This window comes from Bradyrhizobium sp. USDA3516, from assembly GCF_057651995.1.
In genome coordinates, this window is sequence record NZ_JBYGYN010000023.1 from 1 (window position 1) to 1,219 (window position 1,219).

Sequence of the window (1,219 nt, forward strand, 5' to 3'; positions counted from 1 at the left end):
GGTCGACAGACGATTCTGCGTGGTGGCGAGGAGGTCAGCGGTGGACTGGAGGGAGAGCAGGTTCTGACGAACCGATGCGGAGAGGACGATACCGGACATTGAGTGTTACCCTTCTGGTACGCAACGCAACAAAAATTTCGATTAGGATTAATCGATGCTCGGGACGGTGAACGCGGACGGCTAACAAAGCATGAAGCGTGTCGCGCCAGCCCTTGCGCGGATTCACCATATGCGCCTTCGGGGCCGAACCGCGCTCACCGATATCATCATGATAGAATGATGCTTTTTCGGGCAGCGAGGAGGCGTTTGCGACTTGTCAACCATAACTCAGAGTGAGCAATTGGTTGCATTCGAATGCAGCGCCGAGCAGCATTCCGATGCCGGCATAAACGAAAGCGGCGGGGCCGAAGCCCCGCCGCCATGATCGTCTTGCGATGTCGTCCGCGACTTAGCGGAGCAGCTGCAGCACGCTCTGCTGCGACTGGTTGGCCAGTGACAGCGCCGAGACCGCGATCGACTGGCGGGTCGACAGCGCCTGGCTGTTGGCCGCTTCGACGTTGGTGTCGGCCAGCGTCAGGTTGGCTGAGCCGGTCTGCAGCACGTTGATCAGGCTCTTGTTGAAGTCCTGACGGACCTGCACCACCGAGAGGTTCGAGCCGAGGCTCGAGGCCTGCGAGCGCAGCGTGCTCGAGGCGGCGTTGAGGTTGGTCAGCACCTTGTTGGTGGCAGCGTTGTCGATGAAGTCGACACCGCTGGTCAGCGCAGCAAGGCCCAGGCCCTTGGAGTTGTAGGTCACGCCGGTGATGCTGAGATTCGACTTGCCGGTCTCGTCGAACACCAGCTTGAGCTGGTCGCCGTTCAAGAGGTTGACGCCGTTGAACGAGGAGTCCTGCGCCGTGGTGTCGATCTGGTTCAGAATGTTGTTGAACTGAGCCACCAGATTGGCACGCGAGGTCTGGGCAACCGTATCCTGGACGGGGCTGGAAGCCGTCGAGAACGTCAGCGACGAGGTCAGCGTGCCGCCGATCGCACCACCTGCGGCGCTCGAACCGATGGTCGAGGACGCGTAGTCGTTGGTGGTCGAGATCGTCAGCAGGCCATTGGCGTCGATCGTCGCCGACAGGTTGTTGGCCTGCAGCTTGGTGTTGAGCTGATCGAGCGTCTTGACCGTGCCGTTGGTGCCGTCGCCGAAGGTGACGTTGACCGCCGTGCCGCCATT

At 61.0% G+C, this 1,219-nt stretch carries 1 protein-coding gene; it reads right to left on the minus strand.

The genetic code is table 11. The annotated features are described in order from the left end of the window. Positions 1 to 448: 448 nt before the first annotated feature. Positions 449 to 1,219, minus strand: a 771-nt coding sequence (locus tag AC24YW_RS36565) for a flagellin (protein ID WP_487487208.1), incomplete at its 5' end; no start/stop codon positions are given.